Origin of the sequence: Sphingopyxis sp. Geo25, from assembly GCF_949769135.1 — a bacterium.
In the GTDB taxonomy this organism is placed as follows: domain Bacteria; phylum Pseudomonadota; class Alphaproteobacteria; order Sphingomonadales; family Sphingomonadaceae; genus Sphingopyxis.
This window is the reverse complement of sequence record NZ_CATKOZ010000002.1, coordinates 257,798-279,622: the sequence shown is the minus strand read 5'-3', so window position 1 is coordinate 279,622 and position 21,825 is coordinate 257,798. Positions and strand designations below refer to the sequence as shown.

Below are 21,825 nucleotides of genomic sequence, written 5' to 3'. Positions count from 1 at the left end.
CTCGAACCGACGGAGTTCAATGTCGAAGTTCAAAAGCAACTTGTCAGCTGCCTGTTTCGTTGTGACTTCGCAAGGCAGCACAACGATGTCGTCGGGTGCCCATCCGAAGCCATCCTTTGCTATCTTAGCTGCGATCACCTTCTTGAGCCGGAGGCCGTATCTTTCCTCGAACCTGCGGGTTTGTCGGGCCTTTAGCCGCTTATCACAGAACATGATCCCGCTCGGTCGTTGCGCTAGATAGTATAGATCCTGCGGCACTTCGCGTTCCCGCATCAACAGGTCTATGACGCTTTGGTCAGTCGTTGACGTAAAAAAGCGAATGCAAGCAAATAACCCGGACTCATAGTGCCCTCCAAGTCGAGCGAAATTACATCTAGCCGAGGAGGTCCGCAATCGGTCGTTTACGGACATTGCCGCCCCCCCTAAAGCCCCTCGCCCCCCAGTGCGCTTTGACCAGTCGCCGCGCGAGCGCGCTCATCTGGATGCGGATGTCGGGCACCGCGACGACGTCCCACAAATCGCCGCGCGTCATCGGCCCGATCGCGAGTATGTCCGTCCGTCCCCCTCCCCTTGCGTGCATCCCCAATCAAACTTACGTCGAAGGCGACGCGTGGGGCGACAGACACTCATAGCGCATGGAGAGAGCGCCGCATGACGGATACTATAAGCGACCAGCCCCTCGTTGCGATCGATCCCGCCTGGCCCAGAGTCTCGCTCGCCGACGCGACCGCCGCGCTCACCGCGCCCGGCAGCAAGTTCGAAATGGATATGGCGACGATCCGCGGCATCCCGACACGCGTCTGGAAGCACGCGCCCGCCGACCTCGGCGTGCTGCTCGACCTCTCGCGCACTCACGGCGATCGCCTCGCGACGATCCTCGAGGGCGAGCGTGTGAGCTTCGAGGCGCAGTATCGTGCCACCGCCGCGCTCGCGCAGGCCTTCGTCGACCGCGGCGTCGGCAAGGGCGACCGCATCGCCTTCGCGACGCGCAACCTGCCCGAATGGCCGGTGATCTTCTTCGCGATCGTCTCGATCGGCGCGATCGCGGTGCCGCTCAACGCCTGGTGGACCGGCGACGAGCTGACCTACGGCATCAGGGATTCGGGCGCGCGCATCGTGATCGTCGATGCCGAACGCCATGATCGCCTCGCCGCGCACCGCGCCGACCTGCCCGATGTCGGCGAATGGATCGTCACCCGCGCGCAGGCAGCGATCGAGGGCGCGACCGCACTCGAAACCCTCATCGGCCGCCCCGCCGACTGGGCCGCGCTTGCCGCTGGCGAGCGCCCGCAAGCCCCCCTCGCCGCCGACGATCCCGCGACGATCTTCTACACCAGCGGCACCACCGGCCATCCGAAGGGTGCGCTCGGCACGCACCGCAACCTTACCACCAACATCCTGTCGGGCGCCTTCGCGGCGGCGCGCAATTTCGTCCGCCGCGGCGAGCCGGTCCCCGACCCCGCGCCGCGCACGATCCTGACCGTGATCCCGCTGTTCCACGTCACCGCCTGCTCGGCGACCCTGATGGGCAGCATGGCGGCGGGCCATACGATGATCTTCATGCGCAAGTGGGACGCGGTGCAGGCGATGCAGATCATCGAGCGCGAGCGCGTCAACGTCACGGGCGGCGTCCCGACGATCGCGTGGCAACTCATCGAGCATCCCGACCGCGCGCAGTACGACCTCTCTTCGCTGGAGGCGATTTCCTACGGCGGCGCCCCATCGGCGCCCGAGCTCGTCAAGCGCATCTACGAGGAGTTCGGCGCGCTCCCCGGCAACGGCTGGGGGATGACCGAGACGATGGCGACGGTCACCTCGCACTCGGCCGAGGATTATCTGGGTCGCCCGACCAGTGCCGGCCCGCCGGTCCCCGTCGCCGACCTCGAGATCCGCGCCGACGACGGCGTCACCCCGCTCCCCACCGGGACGGTCGGCGAGCTCTGGGCGCGCGGCCCGATGATCGTCACCGGCTATTGGAACAAGCCGCAGGCGAGCGCCGAAACCTTCGTCGACGGCTGGGTCCGCACCGGCGACCTCGCGCGCCTCGACGCCGAGGGCTTTGTCTACATCGTCGACCGCGCGAAGGACATGGTGCTGCGCGGCGGCGAGAATATCTATTCGTCGGAGGTCGAGAACCGCCTCTACGAGCATCCCGCGGTCATGGACGCCGCGGTGATCGGCCTGCCCCACCGCACGCTGGGCGAGGAGCCCGCCGCGGTCGTCCACCTCGCCCCCGGCACCAGCGCGAGCGAGGCCGAGCTCCAGGCGTGGGTGCGCGCGCGGCTCGCCGCGTTCAAGGTGCCCGTCGCGATCCGCTTCACCGAAGGCACGCTGCCGCGCAACGCGAACGGCAAGATATTGAAGAAGGACCTGAAGGCGCTCTTCGACGACCGCCCCGCCGCCGGCCAGGCCGCCGCTGGCTGACCGCGCGCCGGGCGCGGGCGGGGCGCATAACAAGCACTTAACATTCACCCCTTCGGTACGATAACCCGAAAGGGGTAACGCTCGCCCCGAAACCCCCGCGAGTCCTTGGCCTGCTCGCGCCCGCGAGTCTCGATCTGGAACAAATTTCCCTTTTCATCGAATCATTTAGTCAACAGTGGACCTAATTTTTGTTACGTTCCCCTGTCCGCACGAGTCGCACGCGGCATCAAAAGGGAGGAACACACATGCGTTTTATCTACGCACTTGCGGCCTCTGCCGCGATTACCATGGCTACTCCGGCTTCGGCCGCAACGGTTTTCACCGACGGTTTCGAGTCTGACGCGCCGGCGCTGACGGTCACGAACCTCACGAACTGGACGGTCACGAGCGGCGTCTCGGTCGACGTCGTCGGGACGCCTAACGCCTTTTCGATCGGTGTCACGCCGCCCGCATCGGGCAATGTGATCGACCTCGACGGCACCCCGGGTCCGGCGACGATCACCTCGAATGCCAGCCTGAACTTGGGGTTCAACGCGGGCGACCTCGTCACCTTCAGCTTCGACGTCGGCGGCGCGCAGCGCGGCTCGGTCGCCGATAATTTCCAGGCGATCCTGTTCCTCGATCCGTCGAAGGTCAGCGGCCTGACGGGCACCGGCCTGACGAGCACCGGGTTCGGCTCGACCGCCAACTCGATCTTCTCCTCGGTGTCGATCCCGGGCAGCACCGCCTTCACCACCTCGTCGATCAGCTTCATCGCGACCGGCGCGGGCACGATCAGGATGGCGTTCGGAACGACCAGCGCCGACAATATCGGTCCGCTGCTCGACAATGTCCGCCTCGACGTCTCGGCGGTTCCCGAACCGGCGACCTGGGCGATGATGCTCCTCGGCCTCGGCTTCGTCGGCGGCGCGATGCGCGCGCGGCGCCGCAAACAGAATGTCGCCGTCCGCTACGCCTGACGGTAGCAACCCTGTCCACTGAGACGCCGCCGGCCGCAAGGCTGGCGGCGTTTTCACATGCGCGGGGGCAGAAGCGGCCGCGGCGCCGCCGACTCACACAAAAAACCCCGCCCGCGCGGGCGAGCTACAGGCTGTCGGCCGCGGCCCGGCACGACGCCAGCCGCTCGCGCACCGCCTCGTCCGCCGCCTGCTGGCCGCAGCGGCTGCACGCGCCGCTCTCGGCTTCCTCGGCCGCCACCGACGCGCGCATCGCGGTCAGCTTGGTGAGCAGCTTGTCGATCGCGCTGCCGGGGTGGAAATATTTGATCCCGGCGCCGTCGAAGCGCCAGCCCTCCATATGCTCCTCGGCGCTGATCGTCGCGTCGCCGTCATAGCGTTTGTGGAGCGGCCGTACCGCGCCGCCACCCCCGCCTTCCCCGTCGCCCAGATCGCCGCGTTTCAGCAGCAGCCCCAGCATCGAATCCGACGGCATGATCCGCCGCTCGACCTCCTTGCCGTCCCGGATGATCACCATCTCGCGTCCCACGACGGCGCGTTCATAGGCGATCGCCTTCAGTCCCCGCCCCGCGCGCGCCAGTGCGGTCGAACAGGCGCGGTCGAATTCGTCAAAGCGCGCGCGGGCCTGATTGACCGACTTGCGGCTGATCCCCGCCACGCGCGCCGCATCGGTGACGCACCCCGTCTGCGACAACGCCGCCAGAAACGTCCGCGTTCGCGCCACCGTCCACCCATCCTCGCGAATGCGCAGCCCCGGCATCAGGGGATTGGCGCGCCTAAGCCCCTCCCCCTTGTGGGGAGGGGTTGGGGTGGGGGTAGCGCCCTGACGCAACGCCACCGCTTTTCCGCCCCTTGAAACCCCCGATTTCCCCCGCGAACCCCGCGCCACCTTACGCCCCATAGCTCCATCTCCCGAATCAGATTGGAATGAATCGGAATGGCTTTGAACCTATTTGGATAATGTAGGAAAGAGCTATTTTTGTGGCGGGAAGAGCGCGCTTCCGACGATCGTTGCACTGACCGCGCCAACGAGTTGCGCGGCAATGAACATCGGCACGTCGTGCGGCGCTATCCCCGCGAAGGTGTCAGAGAGACTGCGCGCCACGGTGATCGCCGGATTTGCAAAACTGGTCGATGACGTGAACCAATAGGCGGCGGTGATATACAGCCCGACCGACGCAGCCACGGCCTGCGGCTTGTATTTCACCGTCCCGAGGATCGTCATCACAAGGCCGAAAGTGGCGACGAACTCGCCCACCCACTGCCCCAATCCGGTTCTCGCTTTTACCGAAAGCTGGAGCGTCGGCAGGTCGAACATCAGATGCGCGACCCACGCGCCCAGGACGCCGAAGGCAAGCTGGGCTGCGACATACGCGCCGGCATCGAACCAACTCAGTTCGCGCCGCAGCATAAAGACGAGCGTCACCGCCGGGTTGAAATGCGCGCCCGAAATCGGACCGAGCATCGTAATCAGCACGAACAGCATCGCTCCGGTCGCAATCGTGTTGGCGAGCAAGGCGACGCCGTCATTCCCGCCCGACAGCGACTGCGCCATGATCCCCGACCCGATGACGCAGGCGAACAGGAAGAACGCGCCAACGCCCTCAGCCGCGATACGCTGCCCGAGCGGCGCGACCTCAGCCAAGCGCCGCCTCCTCGTCGGCAGTCTTGCCGATGGCTCGCAGCCGTTCCGCGAGGCTCAATTCGTCGAGGCTCGCGAGGGGCAGGGCGAGCAGCAAATCGATGCGCCGTTTAAGAGCGAGATAGGCCTGCCAGAAGGCTTCGCGCTGCCCGTCGCCTTCGACGGCAGCCGGGTCTTCGATGCCCCAATGCGCCGTGACCGGCTTGCCCGGCCATATCGGGCACATCTCACCGGCGGCATTGTCGCAGACGGTGAAGATGAAATCGAGCGGCGGCGCATCGGAAGCCGCGAACTCGTCCCAGCTCTTCGATCGATAACCCTCCGTCGAATATCCAAGTTCGCCAAGCAGCGCCAATGCGGCCGGATGCACCTCGCCCTTCGGAAAGCTGCCCGCCGAAAAGGCCCGGAAGCGCCCCTCGCCTTCGCGGTTCAATATGGCTTCGGACAGGATCGAACGCGCCGAATTGCCGGTGCAGAGGAAGAGGACGTTGGACGGCCGGGTCATGCCGCGCCGACCGACTGGGGAACGCAGCAGGTCGAACCTGCGTCATGGCGGGCCAGTTGGTCGAGGGCAGGGCTCTCGCCATAGGTCGTCGCATCGCCATCGGTGAAGAAGGCTTCCCAGACAATGCCGTCGGGATCGGCGATCCAGCTCTTCTCCGACTTGGCATAGCAGCATGTGGTCCGCCCCTCTTCGAGAACCGGCCCGTCGGCAGCCTTCAAGCGGCCATAAACCTCGCCAAGTTCTTCGATGCTTTCAGCCTGAATGCCGAGATGTTCGATCCCCTTCCGCGCATGATTGCCCGCCGAGATCGCGAAATTGACCCGCGGGTCGTCGAGCATCCATTTGGCATAATCCTCTTTAACGACGGACGGCTCGGCACCGAACATCGTCGAATAGAAGCCGATCGAGGCGTCGAGATTTTCGACGCCGACATGGACATGCAGGCGCTTCATGCGCTTTTCCTTTCCTGTGTGGGGGTTTCACACGCCGCGCCCGCGCCGCAATCGGCGGCACCGGCACAGCAATTTTCCATGAGGTACGCGACCAGCGCATTCATCGCCGGATAATTGGCGCGATAGATGATCGAACGATGCTGCCGCTCTTGCAGCACCAGCCCGGCTTCACGAAGCTGGGCAAGATGGAAGGATAGCGAACTGTTCGGAACGCCCAGTTTCTCCGCGATTATACCCGCGGCAAGCCCGCCCTCGCCCGCTTGCACCAGCAAACGGAACAGCGCGAGACGATGGTCCTGTGCAAGAGCGCCCAAGGCGGTGACGGCAGCATCGGCTTTCATCTGCGAATCCTCATTTCGAATAACATCGAAATGTCAGATCGCGATCAGGCCGTCAATGTCATTTTGATAAATATGGAAATGAAGATTCCGGCTTTCCCGGTCAAAGGCGTGACAGCCTGGAATTGAAGCGTTTTCATCCTCAAACCAAATCATCCACCCGAACCCCCAGCGCATCGGCCAGCTTGCGCACCGTCTCGACCGACCCCTTGCCGCGCCCGGCCTCGATGTCGGCGATCTGCACCCGGTTGACCCCCGACACCGCGCCCAGCTTCACCTGCGACAATCCGCGCAATTCGCGCCAGACGCGCAGCGGGCTTTCACCGGCGATCAGCCGCTTGGCATAGTCGGCTGGCACCAGCTCATCCTCGCCCGCCGCCAGCGCCGCCTTGGCGCCGTTATAGGCGCTGAGGTCGGCCAGATCGTCGGCCGCTTGGCGGAGGCGGTCATATTCTTCGCGAGGGATCGTCACCATCAACCGACGATCTCGACCGGCACCCCAATGCCTTTATTGGCCACCAAGCGCCGGTCGAAGGTCACGAATGCCTCGACACCCTTCGCCGCGACCAGATGGAGATGGTCGGCAAAATCGCCGCCCTTCGCAAAAGCCGCGACGGCGCTCCGCACCGCGCCGTCATCGTGCAGCACGACGCCCGGCACATTGAAAAGGTCCAGCAGCGAAGCGGCAAGATGCGCCCGTTCCAACCCGTAACGTGATTGCAGCAGCCACCCGAGTTCAAGCAGCACCGTCAATGGCACGAAAACCCCCGCCTTCACCAGATCGCGCGCGATAGGCGACTGCACCGGATCGTCGTCGAGCATGAAGCGGGCAAGGATATTGGTATCGGCCGCCTTCAAGTCGGCGGATCCCAGCTCTTGTCCTCGCGAAACATCCGGTCGATCGCCGAATGGGCGTCCTCGTCGCTGATCCGCGGCCCCTTGTAATTCACGGTCTTGCGCATTTTGGCCATCGCTTCGTCGAAACTCAGCATCTTGTTCGCCTTGGGTTTGGCGCGCAACATTACCCCCGCGGGGCCGTCGACGACTTCCAGCACAGTGCCGACGTCCCAATGCAGCCGATCGCGAACATCCTTCGGGATGACGACCTGCCCCTTGGCCGAGACTCTGGTTTCCTTGGTCATACCGGTAAGATAGCATCAGAGGCGGCCGCAAACAAGCCGACCTCTCTACTATCGTCATCCCGGACTTGATCCGGGATCCACTCTACCGCCGTCGCATGGACACCGGATCAAGTCCGGGGTGACGAAGCGTGGGAACACGGCGAATTTCCTTCGCGCCTTCGCGCCTTCGCGTGAGCCAATCTTCCCCCCACCCCCTTGCATTTCCTTGGGCCCGGCGTAAGGCGGCGCCAACATAAACCGCGCGTGCGACTCCCGTTGGCCCCGCTCTCCCGCTCCGCCACCGGACAGTCATTCCCCGCCGCGCCAACATGGGGACTGATATCCTATGACGACCACGGGCAACGACACGCTGGGCACCCGTTCGACGCTGAGCGTCGGCGGCAAGACTTACGCCTATTATTCGCTCGACAAGGCCGCGGCGAAGCTCGGCGACGTGTCGCGCCTGCCCTTCTCGATGAAGGTGCTGCTCGAAAACCTGCTGCGGTTCGAGGATGGCGGCTTCACCGTCTCGACCGACGATGTGCAGGCGCTCGTCGACTGGCAGAAGGATCCGCATTCGAACCGCGAAATCCAGTATCGCCCGGCGCGCGTGCTGCTGCAGGATTTCACCGGCGTGCCGTGCGTCGTCGACCTCGCCGCGATGCGCGATGCGATCGCGAAGCTCGGCGGCGACACGTCGAAGATCAACCCGCTCGTCCCCGTCCACCTCGTCATCGACCACTCGGTCATGGTCGACGAATTCGGCACGCCGAAGGCGTTCGAGCAGAATGTCGAGATCGAATATTATCGCAACGGCGAGCGCTACGACTTCCTGAAATGGGGGTCGAAGTCGCTGTCGAACTTCAAGGCGGTGCCCCCGGGCACCGGCATCTGCCACCAGGTCAACCTCGAACATATCGCGCAGGCGGTGTGGTCGAGCGAAGACGCCGACGGCACCGCCGTCGCCTATCCCGACACCTGCGTCGGCACCGACAGCCACACGACGATGATCAACGGCCTCGGCGTGCTCGGCTGGGGCGTCGGCGGGATCGAGGCGGAAGCGGCCATGCTCGGCCAGCCGGTGTCGATGCTGATCCCCGAAGTCGTCGGCTTCAAATTCACCGGCCAGCTCAAGGAAGGCGTCACCGCGACCGACCTCGTGCTCACCGCGACGCAGATGCTGCGCGCCAAGGGCGTCGTCGGCCGCTTCGTCGAATATTTCGGCCCCGGCCTCGCTTCGCTGAGCCTTGCCGACCGCGCGACGCTCGCCAACATGGCGCCCGAATATGGCGCGACCTGCGGCTTCTTCGGCATCGACGACAAGACGATCGATTACATGCGCCTTACCGGCCGCTCGGAAGAAAATATCGCGCTGGTCGAGGCTTATGCCAAGGCGCAGGGGCTGTGGATCGTCGATGGCGCCGCGGACCCCGTGTTCACCGACACGCTCGAACTCGACCTCGCCACCGTCGTGCCGTCGCTCGCGGGGCCGAAGCGTCCGCAGGACCGCGTCTCGCTTCCCGAGGTCGACGACGTGTTCAACGCCGACATGGTCAACACCTATAAAAAGGCGCAGACGCGCGTGCCGGTCGAGGGCAAGGATTTCGACATCGGCGACGGCGACGTCACCATCGCCGCGATCACCAGCTGCACCAACACCTCGAACCCCGGCGTGCTCGTCGCCGCGGGGCTCGTCGCGAAAAAGGCCGACGCGCTGGGCCTCAAGCCCAAGCCGTGGGTCAAGACCTCGCTCGCCCCGGGGTCGCAGGTCGTCACCGACTATCTGGAAAAGGCCGGGCTGCAGAAGCATCTCGACAATATCGGCTTCAACCTCGTCGGCTATGGCTGCACGACCTGCATCGGCAATTCGGGTCCGCTCGCCGAGCCGATTTCGAAGGCGATCAACGAAAATGGCCTCGTCGCCGCGGCGGTGATCTCGGGCAACCGCAACTTCGAAGGCCGCGTGTCGCCCGACGTGCGCGCGAACTTCCTCGCCTCGCCGCCGCTCGTCGTCGCTTACGCACTCAAGGGCACGGTGATCGAGGATTTCACCACCACCCCGATCGGGCAGGACCAGTCGGGGGGCGACGTGTTCCTCAAGGACATCTGGCCGACCAACCAGGAAGTCGCCGATGTGGTCGCGGGCGCGGTCAGCCGCGACATGTTCGAGGCGCGCTACGCGCATGTGTACCAGGGCGACGCGCACTGGCAGAAGATCGAGGTCGAGGGCAGCGACACCTATCAGTGGCGCGCCGGCTCGACCTATGTCGCCAACCCGCCCTACTTCGAGGGCATGACGATGACCCCGGCGCCGGTCAGCGACATCGTGAACGCGAAACCGCTCGCGATCCTCGGCGACAGCATCACCACCGACCACATCAGCCCCGCCGGTTCGATCAAGGCGGACTCGCCGGCCGGAAAATGGCTTATGGAACATCAGGTTAGCAAGGCCGACTTCAACAGCTACGGCGCCCGCCGCGGCCACCACGACGTCATGATGCGCGGCACCTTCGCCAACATCCGCATCAAAAACGAAATGGTCCCCGGCATTGAGGGCGGCATGTCGCGCTACGGCCAGGAGGTCATGCCGATCTACGACGCCGCGATGCGCCACAAGGCCGACGGCACGCCCTTGGTGGTCATCGCCGGCAAGGAATATGGCACCGGATCGTCGCGCGACTGGGCGGCGAAGGGCACGAACCTGCTCGGCGTCCGCGCGGTGATCGTCGAGAGCTTCGAGCGCATCCACCGCTCGAACCTCGTCGGGATGGGCGTGCTGCCGCTGCAGTTCCTCGACGGCCAGAGCCGCGAGACGCTGGGCCTGACCGGCGACGACCAGTTCACGATCACCGGCGTCGCGGAGCTGAAGCCGCGCCAGACGGTCACCGTCAACGTCACCCGCGCCGACGGCTCGACCTTCGCCTTCGACACGCTCTGCCGCATCGATACGGCGAACGAGGTCGAATATTATATGAACGGCGGCATCCTGCATTATGTGCTGCGCAAGCTCGCGGCCTGACGCGGCAAACCGCTGATGCTATGAGCGCCCGCCCCCCTTCACCGGGGCGGGCGTTTTCATTGGGAGAAGAAGCGTATGAGCGCCGAAGCCATCATCATCGAAGTCATCGGATGGTCCGCCGCGGTGCTGATCCTGACCGCTTATATACTCCTCTCGCTCGGCAAGCTCGAAGCCCGCGGCTATATCTATCAATGGATGAATGTCGTCGGCGCCGCGGGTTTCGTGATCAATTCAGGCTATAATGGCGCGATTCCGTCGGCGGTGCTCAACGTCGTCTGGGCCGGGATCGGCCTCTTCACGATTAGCATCGTCTGGCGCGCGCGCCGCGCGCCGCTCGCTCACTGAGCCTACGTAACCTCTGCATTCCAGGCCGCGACCCTCGCACGCGTATCGGCGAGCATCTTGTCGAGCGTCGCGCGGTCACAGACCTGTCCATGCGTTACGACGGTGTCGATCGCACGCATCGCGGAGATGTCCTTGAGCGGGTTCTTCGTCAGCAGCACAACTTCGGTCGCGATTCGCGGCTTGATCGCACCATAGCGACCGAGCCAGCCGAACCACGCAGGTCCCGCCCGCGTCGCAGTGGAGGGCGCCTGCGCAGCGGTCCGTCCCTTGCGCGTGAACTGCTCGATCTCGTCGTGCAGCCCGAAGCCCGGATAGGTAAAGCTTCTAGGGCAGCCCGCGTCGGTCCCGCGACCATCGGCACGACGGCCTTGGCGGCGCGGTCGGTTCGCCAGTCATAAGTCTTGCGCAGCCTGGGCGCGATATAGGCGCCGCCCGCGTCCCTCGAATGATCGTCGCGATCGGAGCCGATCCCCGCAGCGACCGCCTGATCGACCGTCAATTCCATCGGGATATGGCCCGAGGTTCTGATCCCCAGCGCTTTCGACCGCCGCTGCGCATAGAGAAACGGTGCGGGCTTCAGCATGTTGTCGGTGATCTTGACGAAATCGACCTTGCCGCGCTGCTTCGGCCGCGTCAGCACCGCATCGATATCGGCCTCGCTGCCGACCTCGACCGTGCCCCTCCACACCGGTGCGATCCCCTCGATCTTCGCACCCGAAGTGAGCAGGCGCGGACCGAAGAGGCTCCCGTGCACAACCTCGCTGCGCCACGCCAGCGCCCGATCCGCAAGGTCGCCCGAGCGATCGCGGATCGTCGCGATTCCTTCAGCGACAGCAATTCTCGTAACTAGCGAGGGATGGTGGGCGCTGACGGGCTCGAACCGCCGACCCTCTCGGTGTAAACGAGATGCTCTACCAACTGAGCTAAGCGCCCCCCGGCCGTCCTGCTGCGCGGGATGCGCGCCACTGCCACAAGCCGCCGCCGGTGGCAAGCCGCGACTACTCCTCCAGCGCCTCGAAATAGCGTTCGAGTGCTTCGAATGTCGCCTCGGCGAGCGCGATGAAGATGCGGCGGCCGTCGTGTGGATCGGCTTCGCGGATGAAGAGTCCGCCATCGGTCATCGTCTTGATCCAGCGCAGCGCGGTGGTTGCAGGGACCGCCGAAGCGATGCAAAGGCTCGATACCGATACCGGCCGCCGCTCGAGCCGCGCCGCATAGAGGTCGAGCAGCATGTCCCAAGCGGGGTCGGCGAACAGGTCCGCCGGGAAAAACTGCTCGCGGACTCGACGCTGCCGCAGCAGACGCCGCACCATTTTCGCGCGCTGGCGCTCGGCCGTGCGTTCCTCGGGTACAAAACTCCGCGGCGTTGTCGCGAAATCGCGCACCGGCGCGCGCACCTGATCCGGATAGTCGGTGAAATCCTGCCCGCGCGAGGCGAAGCCGGCCGGCGTACCGGTAAGGCCGCTCCGTTCGCCGGCGATGTGGCCGAGTAACCGCGAAATACGCGCGACCTCTTCCTGCAGCCGGTCGATCCTTTCCATCGCGGGGTCGCGCGCGACTTCATGCACGACCAGATGCCGTTCGGATCGCGCCGCCGCCAGGGCCACGCGACGATCGGTCGCATCTGCATCGACAAGCCATTCCACACGAATCGTGTCGGGGATCGCCGCCGCAACGCGGTCGAGCGCCGCGAGCGATGTTTCGCAAATCAAGGCGCACCCTTTGTCGGCAACCGCCCGGCAGAGCTCCGCGAATATCCCGTTATCGATGGCTTCAGGTGCCGCCACCCAGACCATGTCAAGGACAAGCATATCGCGGACATGCGCCGCCGCATCACATGCAGGGAGCGTCGCAACTATTCGAACGTCCTCGATCAGATCGAACCCCGACGAAGACGCCGAAAGCCCGACCGCGAGCAACGTCGACGGCGCGCTCGCTGGCAAAAGATCTTGCACCCTATTTGCCGCGTCTTCGCCCCATTGAAACCGGACCGCATGTTCCATGTTGATGCCCCTGCCCTTTGATCCGCCATGACGTCTTTATGCCGTCACTCCGACCATATTCACCTTTTGTTCGTTCCCATTCGCCGCCATTTCGGACCCAAAGCATGCCGTCGATTCGGACGGCAGAGATAAGACGGATGGAAGACACTCCACTTTGGACATGGTTTGTTCTTATCGTCAACGGCTAATTGATCCTTGCGTTCGCGCGGCGGAAGCATCCGTCAACGCCGCCGATGCACTCGTCGTTCGGCCCGATACGTTGAAGATGGCGCCTGCATGGACTTGCGGTACGTCTGGTCACAGCCCGCCGACCGACGCATCGCAAACGAACAGGCGAGGGGCTCGGCGACCACACCCGACGCACGGCAACACCCCCGCTTTCCGCGGCGCGCTTTTCCGGCTAGGGCGAAGCGCATGAACAGCCTGTTTTCTGTCATGATCGGTGGCGCAATCGGATCGGGCGCGCGTTACGTCGTCGGCCAGACGATGCTCGCTCGGCTCGGTCCCAATTTCCCGTGGTGGACGCTCAGCATCAACATTTTCGGGAGCTTTCTGATGGGCTTGCTGGTCGGCTGGCTGGCACGCGATGCCAGCGGCGGCGAAGCAACGCGGTTGTTTGTCGGCGTCGGCATCCTTGGCGGCTTCACGACCTTTTCCTCCTTCAGCATGGAATTTTGGCTGCTGTTCGAACGCGGCCAGGCCTGGCAGGCGGCCGCCTATGTGCTCGCCTCGGTCGTCGGCGGAATCCTCGCCTGCGGCCTCGGGCTGCTACTGCTCCGGGAGCTTCCGGCATGACGCAGGACCGCGGCATTCAGGACAGCGCCACCGTTGCCGAGGAGGATGGCGGCATCCGCCTCGACCGCTGGTTCAAGCGCCACCGGCCGGGAACTCCGCACGCGCTCATCGCGCGCTGGGCGCGGTCGGGAGAGCTCACGATCGATGGCCGCAAGGTCGACGTTTCCGATCGCATCGAAGCCGGCCAGCGAATCGCGATGCCCGTCCCGCCCGCAGCACCCTCCGGTCCGAAGCCGCGCAAGGAAAAGCCGCTTTCGCCCGCCGAGGTCGCGCTCGCCGAGGCGATGGTGATCCACCGCGACAAGAGCGCGCTGGTCCTCGACAAGCCGCCAGGTCTTGCGACGCAGGGCGGCACCAAGACCGACGCGCATGTCGATGGCCTGCTCGGCGCCCTGCAGGGCGAGGCACCGGTGCGGCCAAAGCTCGTCCACCGGCTCGACAAGGACACATCGGGCGTGCTGCTCGTCGCGCGCACGCCGCGCGCGGCCGCCTGGTTCGCCAAGGCCTTTTCGAACCGCAGCGCCCGCAAGACCTATTGGGCGATTGTTGTCGGCGTTCCCGACATCGCACAGGGCGAGATCGACCTGCCGCTTGCCAAACAGCCCGGATCGGGCGGCGAGAAGATGCACGTCGACGAAAAGGGGCTGGCATCGAAGACCCGCTACCGCGTCATCGAACGCGCCGGGAATAGCGCCGCCTGGGTCGAGCTGCAGCCGCTTACCGGCCGCACACACCAGCTTCGCGTCCATATGGCGGCGATCGGCCATCCGATCGTCGGCGACGGCAAATACGGCGGCAAGGGCGCGTTTCTTACCGGGACGATCAGCCGCAAACTGCACCTCCACAGCCGCCGCCTGCGCATCGACCATCCCGACGGGGGTAGTATCGACATCAGCGCCGACGTTCCCGAGCATTTCGCGGCCAGCCTCGATGCCCTTGGCTTCGACTTGCTGCTCGGCGAGGCGGGCATCGACGATGCCCCCAAGGGCCCGCCCCCCAAAGCTGCAGCCAAGGCGGCCGCCAAGGCGCATAGCAAACAGATCCGCAAGGCGCGCCGCGGCGAACGGCGCGGGCGTACAGCGACAAGCAAGCCGACCGACCAGGTTGGAAAACCGAAAACCAAAGCAAAAAACAAGCCCAGCAGCCCTTCCGGACGCGGCGGCACGCCCAGCCCTCGCAAATCTCCTTCCAAAAGGCCACGCTGATGCACCCCAATTCCGCTTTTCGTCCGGATCATGACGACCTTGCCGCGATGTTCGTGCGCGAGATCGGCTTCGCCGCAATCTTTGCCGGCACGCCCGACGGCCCGCGCGTCGCGCACGCCCCGGTCGTGCTGAGCGAGGATGACACGACGATCCGTTTCCACCTGTCACGCGGCAACGCGCTGACAAAGCATCTCGATGGCTCGCCAATGCTCGCCGTCATCCAGGGACCCGACGCCTATGTCAGCGCGAACTGGTACACCGACATCGAGAAGTCGGTTCCTACATGGAACTATGTGGCTATCGAGATGGAGGGCGTCGCTCAGAAGCTCGACGACGCGGGTCTGGTGGCCCAAATAGACGCATTATCCGCGATCCACGAGGCGCGCGTCGGCGAGAATCCGCCTTGGACCCGCGACAAGATGGATCAGAATTATTTCGGCAAGCTGACGGGTGCCATTATCGGATTCGAAATGCGCGTCGTGGCGTGGCGAACGACGCTGAAGCTGTCTCAAAACAAACCTGCTGACGAGCGTGAACGACTCGCCGCCGGAATCGAAGCCACAGGCAATCGAGCGGTAGCGCATCTGATGCGCGAGCTCGGCAGAAGCAGGGAGGGGGCATGAACCCTTCAGACGAATCCTTGGCCAAGAAGCGCTTCTTCGCCATCGCCTCGATGCGGCTGATGGGCGCGATCTTCATCATCGCAGGCTTTATCCTGATCCGCGGCGCCTTCGAGCTTGCGGGGCAGCCGACCGATCGCTGGATCGGCGTCGCGGTGGTGCTGGTCGGCGTATTCGATTTCGCGATCATGCCCAAGATCCTCGCGCGCCGCTGGCGGTCGCCCAAAGCCCCGTGAAGCGCTTCTGGAAGCAGGCCGAGGCCGTCCGCGAAGACGGCGGCTGGGGTATCGCGCTCGACGGGCGCCCCGTCCGTACGCCCAAGCGCGCGCCGCTGGTCGTCGAAAGCCCGGCGCTCGCCGAAGCGATTGCGGGCGAATGGAATGCGGTCGGAGAGAACATCGATCCCGCGCGCATGCCGCTGACGGGAATCGCCAATGCGGCGATCGACATTGCCGGGGCAGACCCGGCGGGGTTCGCCGAGCCCATCGCGGCCTATGCGACAAGCGAGCTTTTCTGCTACCGCGAGGATCGCGACCCGGCGCTACAATCCGAACAGATTGCCGCTTGGAACCCCCTGCTCGCCTGGGCCGAGCAGCGGTACGGCATCGAATTCTGCCTGGCTGAGGGCGTGCTGCCGGTTGACCAACCCGACGCGACCATCGCGGCGCTGCGCGACGCCGTGCTGTCACACGATCCGTTCCGGCTCGCGCCGCTCACGCTGCTGGTGACGATCGGCGGCTCGCTCGTCGCGGGCCTGGCGCTGATCGAAAATGCCTACACCGCCGCGGAGCTGTGGGACGCCGTCAGCCTCGACGAACTGTATCAGGAACGCCGCTGGGGCGCCGACAGCGAGGCGCAAAGGGCGCGCGGGCGGCGCGAGGCCGACTGGCACAATGCCGCGCGGTTTCTGAGCCTGCTCTAGTCCGCGAAATTCGGCTTCCGCTTCTGCATATGCGCCATCACTGCCTCCATCTGGTTGGGGGTGCGGATGACCTTTACCTGCTCGTCGCTCTCGGCCTGCAGGATCTCGGCGTCGCTCGCGTGGGCGAGCATGTTGCAGAGCCGCTTCGCGCCGCGGATCGCGTGGGGATTCTTGTTCGCGATCACCTGCGCCAGCTCCATCGCCTTGGCGAGCGGCTCGTCCGACACATGCGTCGCGAAGCCGAGGATCTTCGCTTCCGAGCCAGTGAATTCGCGGTTGGTATAGATCATCTCGCGCAGCACATCGTCGGCGACCTGCGTCCGCCACAGCGCCATGCCCGCAACGTCGGGAACAAGGCCCCAGCGCATTTCCATGATCGCGATGCGCGTGTCGGGGTGGACGATGCGGATATCCGCCGCCGCCATGATCTGGCTGCCCGCACCGAAGGCGACGCCATGCACTGCGGCGATCACCGGCACCGGGATTTCGCGCCAGCCCCACGCGGCATATTGGGCGTTGTTGGCAATGCCGCGCGTGCGGTCGGACAAGGTGCCGCCCGCGCTGCTCGCACCGGGGTCGCGATCGTTGCTGAGGCTGGAAAGGTCGAGCCCGGCGCAGAAGGCACGCCCCTCGCCCGACAGGACAACGACACGCAGCCCTTGCCGGGCCTTCAGGTCGTCGACCGCCTCGGCGAGCGCCGACCACATCGCGGGGTCGAGCGCGTTCATCTTGTCGGCGCGGATCAGCCGGACGTCGGCGATGCCGTCCTCCAGCATCGTGATCGAGATACGGTCCTTCATCGGGGAGTCCTCTGCGTCTGACGTTTCAGGGCCGCTTCGACGAGCGGCAGTTGGTCGTTGCCGAAATACATGTCGGTGCCGTCGACGAAGATCGTCGGCGATCCGTAGCCGCCACGCGCGACGACCTCTTCGGTGTTGGCGCGGAGCCGCGCCTTTACCTCGTCGGAGCTCGCGGCAGCACGGATCGCTGCGCCATCGAGTCCCTCGGCCGTCGCGACGGCTTCCAGAACGTCGGGATCGTCAAGATTCTCCTGACGGTCGAAATAGCTGGCGAAGGCGGCGCGCGCGAAACGCACGAGGGCGGCCTGGTCCGCTTCGAGCGCGGTCGCGAAGCGCATCGCCTGCACGCTCTTCGCCGGATGATATTGCGAGGGGAAGTTCATCGGCACGCCGGCGAGCTGCGCCCAATCCTTCAGTACCTTCCAGCTGTGCTGCAAACGCCGGTTATCGCTTTGCTCGCGCGCCGCATAGACGGCGGGATTCACGGCGTTGAACACGCCCCCGACCAGGATCGGGCGATGAACCGCCGCCGCGCCGACCCGCTCCAGCACGCCGGGCAGGTTGTGGAACGCAAGGCAGGTCCACGGGCTCGACAGATCGAAGAAGAATTCGACGCGCGCGCTCATCGTTCAGGCTCCTGCCTTCGCCTTCTCCCAATATTGGTCGCGTAGCAGCCGTTTGTAGAGCTTGCCCGTGTCGTGGCGAGGCAGGGCTTCGAGGAAGTCGATCCGCCGCGGCACCTTCACGCCCGACAATTTCTCGCGCGCATAGGCGGTGAGTTCGTCGCGGAAAGCGTCGGTCGCGTCGGCCATGTCGGCGGGCTGGATCACCGCGATCACCTCCTCGCCCATTTCCTCGTGCGGTCCGCCGACGACCGCGACGTCGGCGACCTTCGGGTGGGTGACGAGGTGGTTTTCGATTTCCTGCGGATAGATATTCACGCCGCCCGAGATGATCATGAAGCTCTTGCGGTCGGTGAGGTAGAGGAACCCATCTTCATCAACTTTGCCCACATCGCCCAGCGTCGACCAGCCTTTCGAATTGCGACTCGATGCAGTCTTCTCCGGATCATCATGATATTCAAAGATATTTTCGCTTTCGAAGAAGACCGCGCCTTCTTCGCCCACCGGCAGCTCGGTCTCGTTATCCTCGCCGACGATATGGAGCGTGCCCATGATCGGGCGGCCGACGGTGCCCTTGTGCGCGAGCCAGTCCTGGCTGGTAGCGAAGGTCATGCCATTGCCCTCCGAGCCCGCATAATATTCGAGAAGCACCGGCCCCCACCAGTCGATCATCGCCTGCTTGACCGGCACCGGGCACGGCGCCGCGGCGTGGATCGCGCCCTTCATCGAGGTCACGTCATATTGCGCGCGAACTGCTGCCGGCAGCTTCAGCATCCGCACGAAGTGGGTCGGCACGAACTGCGCGCAGTTGCAGCGGTAATGCTGGATCGCCGCGAGTGCGCCCTCGGGATCGAACTTCTTCATCAGGACGACGGTGCCGCCGAGGCGGTGGATCGTCATCGACCAGCGCAGCGGCGCGGCGTGATAGAGCGGCGCGGGCGAGAGATAGACGCTGTCGGCGTTGATCCCGAAAGCGGCGCTTGCGAGCATGACGAGGCTGTTCGCGGCGTCGATCGCCGGATCCTCCGGCAGCGGGACGCGCACGCCCTTCGGCCGCCCGGTGGTGCCCGACGAATAGAGCATATCGACCCCGGCGCGCTCGTCGGCGATGCGCTCCGCCGGCATTTTTTCCAGTTCGTCCTCGATCTTCGCCCAGCCCGCAATGTCGCCGCCCATCGAATAGCGGGTGATCTGCGTCGTCAACCGCTCCGCCGCCGCCGCGAGGCTCGCCGAAACGACGAGCATCTTCGCGCCCGAGTTTTCGAGGATATAATCGGTCTCGTCCTGCGTCAGCCGCGACGAGATGCAGACGTAGCGCAGCCCGGCGCGCTGCGCGCCCCAAGTCAGCCCGTAATAATGCGGGGTGTTCTCGAGCATGAGGGCGACGACGTCCTCGTGCCCCAGCCCATGCGCGCGAAACAGCTGCGCGGCGCGGTTCGAGGCGGCGTCGAGTTCGGCATAGCTTACCGTCTCCCCCGTTTCGGCGACGATGATCGCCGGCTTGTCGGGATGGGTCGCGGCATAGGTCGAGGGGTGCATCGGGCGCTCTCTCCAAAGGGCTTATTGCTTTGTTTATGTCGAAGACCCGTAGCAAACTGAAACTTTCGGTCAAGCAAGCTGGGACGGACGGGACCGTGGTCGTCAAAAAGCGTCAAATCCCCGCCGACGATCGGTCAAATCGCCCCGTCGGGGCGCGATTTCAGCGCGTAGCCGAGCCCCTTCACCGTCTGCAACATCGGCCAGTCGAACCCGCGATCGACCTTCGCCCTGAGTCGCGAAATATGGACCTCGACCCGGTTCGTTCCGGGGTCGAAATCGATCCGCCACACCGCTTTCAGAAGCGCCGCACGCGACAGCGGCCGGTCGGGGACCCGCGCCAGATTGGCAAGCAGGTCGAATTCGCGCAGCGGCATGCGAATCAGCCGTCCAGCGCGTTCGACGCGCCGGTCGATCAGGTCGATGCGGAGTTCGCCTTCGCCTAGCTGCCCCGCCGCGATGCGGCTGCGCCGGAGCAGGCTGGTCGCGCGCGCAAGCAGTTCGGGCAGATTGTCGGTCCATCCGATCGCATCGTCGGCGCCAGCGTGCAGCGCAGCCATCCGATCGGCGAGCGAATCGCGATCCGAAAAGACGAGCAGCGGGCGGCGTCCCGCGATCGTCCGCGCAAGCCGGACGAATTCGGCGGGCTCCTGCCAGCTCAAAAAGGGATTGATCGCGAGCAGGTCGAAACAAGTGTCAAGCCAGGGCCGTAGCCCGCCGGTCGGCGCGGGAAGCGAAGCGGCGCAACAACCGGCCGCCGTTACGGCATCGCAGAGCGCGGCGGCGCGCGACGGATGATAGACGGCGACCAGCGGCCGCCGCCCCTCTTCCCCCGACCCGCCGTCTCGCCCCATCCGCGCCCCCCGTGCCGCCCCGATTTCGCGCGCATGCCCGCCCCCGCCGACGTTGCGCGCCGCCCCCGCTGTGCTAACTCCGTCGCCATGACCAGTCACGAGATGCTCGATAGCGACTTCGCCACCCTGCCCGACCTCGTCCGCGCACATGCGACCGAGCGCCCGAATGCCATAGCCGCAGCCGATCCAGTGCGGCGGCTGAGCTGGTCCGAACTGGACGCAATGATGGACCGCATCGCGGCGCGGCTGCAGGCCGACGGCTTCGCCAAGGGCGATCGCACCGCGATCGCGGGCCTCAACAGCGTCGAGCAGATGGCGGTCATCCTCGCGACGCTGCGCGCCGGCGGCGTCGCGGGGCTGATCACCAACAGCGCGACGGGCGAGCAGATGGCGGCAATGATCGCCGACACCGGGGCGCGCCACCTGTTCCTCGATGCCGCCGCGTCGGCGAGCCTCGAAGGCCAGCATGTCACGGCGACAGACCGGATCGCGATGGACGGCAGCACCGTCGGCGCGCCGCTGGAGGCCTGGATGGCGCCCGACGGCGCGAAGCCCGAACCGGTCGCGATCGATCCGCTCGACGGCTTCAACATCATCTATTCGTCGGGGACGACCGGTACGCCCAAGGGCATCGTCCACAGCCATGCGATGCGCTGGCAGCATATCCAGCGCGGCAAGCCCGCCTATGGCGCGCAAGCGGTGACGATCCTGTCGACGCCGCTCTATTCGAACACGACAATGGCGAGTTTCCTGCCGACCGTCGGGTCGGGCGGGCAGGTCGTGCTGATGAAGAAATTCGACGCGCGCGGCTTTCTGGAGCTTGCCGAGCGCGAGCGCGCGACGAACACCATGCTGGTGCCGGTGCAATATCGCCGCATCATGGCGCTGGAGGATTTCGACCGCTTCGATCTGTCGAGCTTCGTCGTGAAATATTGCACGTCGGCGCCTTTCCCCGCGGCGCTCAAGGCAGAGGTGCTCAAACGCTGGCCGGGCGGGCTCGTCGAAATCTATGGCATGACCGAGGGCGGCGCGGCCTTCATCCTCGAAGCGCATCAATTCCCCGACAAGCTCCACACCGTCGGCAAGCCCGCGCCGGGGCATGTCGCCAAGGTGATCGACGAGGACGGCAACGAGCTGCCGCAGGGGTCGGTCGGCGAGGTCGTCGGCCGCTCGCCGGCGATGATGACGGGCTACAACAACCGCCCCGACGCGACCAGGGCGATGCACTGGTACGACGCCGACGGGAATCTCTTCTATCGCCACGGCGACATCGGGCGGATCGACGAGGACGGCTTCCTGACCCTGATGGACCGCGCCAAGGACATGATCATCTCGGGCGGGTTCAACATCTTTCCGAGCGATCTCGAAGCGATCCTGCTCGCCGACGAGCGCGTCGTCGAGGCGGCGGTCGTCGGGATGCCGAGCGAGGAATGGGGTGAGACCCCGGTCGCCTTCGTCGTGCTGACGCCCGGTGCGGATGCGGAAAGCGTGCGGGCCGACTGCAATGCGAAGGTCGGCAAGACGCAGCGGCTGAGCGGGATCACCGTCGTCGACGAATTGCCGCGCAGCGCGATCGGCAAAGTGTTGAAGCGCGAGCTCCGCGATGCCTATGCGGGGTGAGGCGCAGGGTTCGGGTGAAACCAGCCGTCGCCCCCGCCAAGGCGG

General features: G+C 65.4%; 25 protein-coding genes and 1 tRNA gene. 10 read left to right on the top strand and 16 right to left on the bottom strand.

All coding sequences use genetic code 11. The annotated features are described in order from the left end of the window. Positions 1 to 651: 651 nt before the first annotated feature. The gene (locus tag QOL68_RS08545; protein ID WP_282948901.1) at positions 652 to 2,424 is read left to right on the top strand and encodes a class I adenylate-forming enzyme family protein; all 1,773 of its coding nucleotides are present in this window, start codon (positions 652 to 654) and stop codon (positions 2,422 to 2,424) included. A gap of 245 nt (positions 2,425 to 2,669) precedes the next feature. Continuing rightward, complete coding sequence (locus QOL68_RS08540) at positions 2,670 to 3,383, top strand: PEPxxWA-CTERM sorting domain-containing protein (protein WP_282948903.1); 714 nt, start codon at positions 2,670 to 2,672, stop codon at positions 3,381 to 3,383. Between the two features lie 124 nt (positions 3,384 to 3,507). Here QOL68_RS08540 and QOL68_RS08535 read toward each other — a convergent pair whose 3' ends face one another. The 8 genes from QOL68_RS08535 to QOL68_RS08500 form a co-directional block, all read right to left on the bottom strand. Further along, entirely contained in the window at positions 3,508 to 4,140 is a 633-nt protein-coding gene (locus tag QOL68_RS08535) for a hypothetical protein (protein ID WP_282948905.1), read from the bottom strand. A gap of 213 nt (positions 4,141 to 4,353) precedes the next feature. Further along, positions 4,354 to 5,025 carry an aquaporin gene (locus tag QOL68_RS08530; protein WP_282948907.1) on the bottom strand — a complete coding sequence of 224 codons (672 nt, stop codon included), beginning with the start codon at positions 5,023 to 5,025 and terminating at the stop codon, positions 4,354 to 4,356. Beyond that, the gene (locus QOL68_RS08525; RefSeq protein ID WP_282948909.1) at positions 5,018 to 5,527 is read right to left on the bottom strand and encodes an arsenate reductase ArsC; all 510 of its coding nucleotides are present in this window, start codon (positions 5,525 to 5,527) and stop codon (positions 5,018 to 5,020) included. Before QOL68_RS08525 ends, QOL68_RS08530 begins: the two co-directional genes overlap by 8 nt. Beyond that, a complete protein-coding gene (locus QOL68_RS08520) occupies positions 5,524 to 5,979 on the bottom strand; it encodes an ArsI/CadI family heavy metal resistance metalloenzyme (protein ID WP_282948911.1) in 456 nt (151 codons plus the stop codon). Before QOL68_RS08520 ends, QOL68_RS08525 begins: the two co-directional genes overlap by 4 nt. After that, the gene (locus QOL68_RS08515) at positions 5,976 to 6,320 is read right to left on the bottom strand and encodes an ArsR/SmtB family transcription factor (protein ID WP_282948913.1); all 345 of its coding nucleotides are present in this window, start codon (positions 6,318 to 6,320) and stop codon (positions 5,976 to 5,978) included. Before QOL68_RS08515 ends, QOL68_RS08520 begins: the two co-directional genes overlap by 4 nt. A gap of 139 nt (positions 6,321 to 6,459) precedes the next feature. After that, the gene (locus tag QOL68_RS08510; protein WP_282948915.1) at positions 6,460 to 6,792 is read right to left on the bottom strand and encodes a helix-turn-helix transcriptional regulator; all 333 of its coding nucleotides are present in this window, start codon (positions 6,790 to 6,792) and stop codon (positions 6,460 to 6,462) included. Further along, a complete protein-coding gene (locus tag QOL68_RS08505) occupies positions 6,792 to 7,175 on the bottom strand; it encodes a type II toxin-antitoxin system VapC family toxin (protein ID WP_282948918.1) in 384 nt (127 codons plus the stop codon). The genes QOL68_RS08510 and QOL68_RS08505 overlap by 1 nt, the downstream gene beginning before the upstream one ends. After that, entirely contained in the window at positions 7,172 to 7,459 is a 288-nt protein-coding gene (locus QOL68_RS08500; RefSeq protein ID WP_282948920.1) for an AbrB/MazE/SpoVT family DNA-binding domain-containing protein, read from the bottom strand. The genes QOL68_RS08505 and QOL68_RS08500 overlap by 4 nt, the downstream gene beginning before the upstream one ends. A 325-nt stretch (positions 7,460 to 7,784) precedes the next feature. Between QOL68_RS08500 and acnA the strand changes: the two genes are divergently transcribed. Together acnA and QOL68_RS08490 are read left to right on the top strand one after the other, a co-directional pair. Then, complete coding sequence (gene acnA / locus QOL68_RS08495) at positions 7,785 to 10,457, top strand: aconitate hydratase AcnA (RefSeq protein WP_282948922.1); 2,673 nt, start codon at positions 7,785 to 7,787, stop codon at positions 10,455 to 10,457. A 75-nt stretch (positions 10,458 to 10,532) separates the two neighbouring features. Then, positions 10,533 to 10,802 carry a CBU_0592 family membrane protein gene (locus tag QOL68_RS08490; RefSeq protein WP_282948924.1) on the top strand — a complete coding sequence of 90 codons (270 nt, stop codon included), beginning with the start codon at positions 10,533 to 10,535 and terminating at the stop codon, positions 10,800 to 10,802. A 2-nt stretch (positions 10,803 to 10,804) separates the two neighbouring features. On the opposite strand, the gene QOL68_RS08485 is transcribed toward QOL68_RS08490, so the two are convergent. The 4 genes from QOL68_RS08485 to QOL68_RS08470 all read right to left on the bottom strand — a co-directional run bounded on the left by QOL68_RS08485 (position 10,805) and on the right by QOL68_RS08470 (position 12,514). Continuing rightward, entirely contained in the window at positions 10,805 to 10,960 is a 156-nt protein-coding gene (locus QOL68_RS08485) for a hypothetical protein (RefSeq protein WP_282948926.1), read from the bottom strand. After that, complete coding sequence (locus QOL68_RS08480) at positions 10,951 to 11,556, bottom strand: hypothetical protein (RefSeq protein WP_282948928.1); 606 nt, start codon at positions 11,554 to 11,556, stop codon at positions 10,951 to 10,953. Before QOL68_RS08480 ends, QOL68_RS08485 begins: the two co-directional genes overlap by 10 nt. Positions 11,557 to 11,659: 103 nt before the next feature. Continuing rightward, positions 11,660 to 11,735: transfer RNA gene (locus QOL68_RS08475), tRNA-Val, on the bottom strand. Positions 11,736 to 11,800: 65 nt separating this feature from the next. Beyond that, positions 11,801 to 12,514, bottom strand: coding sequence for a hypothetical protein (locus QOL68_RS08470; protein WP_282948930.1), 714 nt, complete (start codon positions 12,512 to 12,514; stop codon positions 11,801 to 11,803). Positions 12,515 to 13,219: 705 nt separating this feature from the next. Here QOL68_RS08470 and crcB point away from each other — a divergent pair. From crcB to QOL68_RS08445, 5 genes are read left to right on the top strand one after another with little or no spacing between them, the layout of a single operon-like run. After that, positions 13,220 to 13,600 carry a fluoride efflux transporter CrcB gene (crcB, locus tag QOL68_RS08465; protein ID WP_282948932.1) on the top strand — a complete coding sequence of 127 codons (381 nt, stop codon included), beginning with the start codon at positions 13,220 to 13,222 and terminating at the stop codon, positions 13,598 to 13,600. Then, positions 13,597 to 14,805 carry an RluA family pseudouridine synthase gene (locus QOL68_RS08460; protein WP_282948935.1) on the top strand — a complete coding sequence of 403 codons (1,209 nt, stop codon included), beginning with the start codon at positions 13,597 to 13,599 and terminating at the stop codon, positions 14,803 to 14,805. The genes crcB and QOL68_RS08460 overlap by 4 nt, the downstream gene beginning before the upstream one ends. Then, positions 14,805 to 15,428: an FMN-binding negative transcriptional regulator gene (locus QOL68_RS08455; RefSeq protein WP_282948937.1), complete on the top strand. Its 624-nt coding sequence runs from the start codon at positions 14,805 to 14,807 to the stop codon at positions 15,426 to 15,428. Before QOL68_RS08460 ends, QOL68_RS08455 begins: the two co-directional genes overlap by 1 nt. Beyond that, positions 15,425 to 15,661: a hypothetical protein gene (locus QOL68_RS08450; RefSeq protein WP_204991921.1), complete on the top strand. Its 237-nt coding sequence runs from the start codon at positions 15,425 to 15,427 to the stop codon at positions 15,659 to 15,661. Before QOL68_RS08455 ends, QOL68_RS08450 begins: the two co-directional genes overlap by 4 nt. Then, positions 15,658 to 16,347, top strand: a complete 690-nt coding sequence (locus tag QOL68_RS08445) for an ATP12 family chaperone protein (protein WP_282948940.1) — start codon at positions 15,658 to 15,660, stop codon at positions 16,345 to 16,347. Before QOL68_RS08450 ends, QOL68_RS08445 begins: the two co-directional genes overlap by 4 nt. Here QOL68_RS08445 and QOL68_RS08440 read toward each other — a convergent pair. The 4 genes from QOL68_RS08440 to QOL68_RS08425 form a co-directional block, all read right to left on the bottom strand. Then, a complete protein-coding gene (locus tag QOL68_RS08440) occupies positions 16,344 to 17,147 on the bottom strand; it encodes a crotonase/enoyl-CoA hydratase family protein (protein WP_058457649.1) in 804 nt (267 codons plus the stop codon). The two genes, QOL68_RS08445 and QOL68_RS08440, sit on opposite strands and share 4 nt — an antisense overlap. Beyond that, positions 17,144 to 17,773, bottom strand: coding sequence for a 2-hydroxychromene-2-carboxylate isomerase (locus QOL68_RS08435; RefSeq protein WP_282948943.1), 630 nt, complete (start codon positions 17,771 to 17,773; stop codon positions 17,144 to 17,146). The genes QOL68_RS08440 and QOL68_RS08435 overlap by 4 nt, the downstream gene beginning before the upstream one ends. 3 nt (positions 17,774 to 17,776) lie before the next feature. Then, entirely contained in the window at positions 17,777 to 19,309 is a 1,533-nt protein-coding gene (locus QOL68_RS08430) for an acyl-CoA synthetase (RefSeq protein ID WP_282948945.1), read from the bottom strand. A gap of 134 nt (positions 19,310 to 19,443) precedes the next feature. Beyond that, positions 19,444 to 20,160 carry a winged helix-turn-helix domain-containing protein gene (locus QOL68_RS08425; protein ID WP_282948947.1) on the bottom strand — a complete coding sequence of 239 codons (717 nt, stop codon included), beginning with the start codon at positions 20,158 to 20,160 and terminating at the stop codon, positions 19,444 to 19,446. A gap of 87 nt (positions 20,161 to 20,247) precedes the next feature. On the opposite strand from QOL68_RS08425, the gene QOL68_RS08420 reads away from it, so the two are divergent. Next, entirely contained in the window at positions 20,248 to 21,780 is a 1,533-nt protein-coding gene (locus tag QOL68_RS08420; protein WP_282948949.1) for a class I adenylate-forming enzyme family protein, read from the top strand. Positions 21,781 to 21,825 lie beyond the last annotated feature (45 nt).